This is a genomic window from Vibrio sp. YT-19(2023), from assembly GCF_033337395.1.
The window spans coordinates 1-546 of sequence record NZ_JAWOQN010001002.1 but is presented as its reverse complement, the minus strand read 5'-3'; the positions used below and the strand labels follow the sequence as shown (position 1 = coordinate 546).

1 protein-coding gene is annotated in these 546 nt (G+C 45.6%); it reads right to left on the bottom strand.

Annotated elements, in window-relative coordinates; genetic code table 11:
- The coding region (locus tag R7E78_RS29675) for a hypothetical protein (protein ID WP_318059084.1) at positions 1 to 546 on the bottom strand (546 nt) is incomplete at both ends.

Genomic DNA, 546 nt, shown 5'->3' with positions numbered 1-546 from the left:
TACTGAATTGAGAGTACAGAATTTGATCCGGATTTGAACGGTCAATCTGAGCGACAATTGTGTACACCACTTCCACATTCGGTGGAATTTGAGCGTTAGTATCTAAATCAAGGTTGTCTGAGAAGCTGCCGACATCGGTGTAAGCAGGATTGCCGTTCAACAAAGGATCGTCAGACTTGATTTCAGCACGAATAGTCCAAGCATTGAAAACTGGCTTAGTGACGCCATCTGGCTCCAAAATTTCAGCCGTGATGGTTGATATCGCATCTTTGACTTGCACATTGGTTGCATAGCCGTTTTCCTTCGCATTTTTCACACTGATTTCAAACGTCACTTCGTTGTCCAGCTTGGAATACGAGGTTTGCTTTGTATCAAAACTGGTATCGGTGTTCGTTTTAACACGCTTGTTAACCTCGATCGCGAAATCACGCGGATCAGAACCTCGGTCGGCGTACACAGTGCCGTCGACCGTCACTTGGTTTTGAATGTGCCCATTAGCTAGAGGATGGGTGTCTGCCACGATGGTGTATTCAATGTAGGAATGTG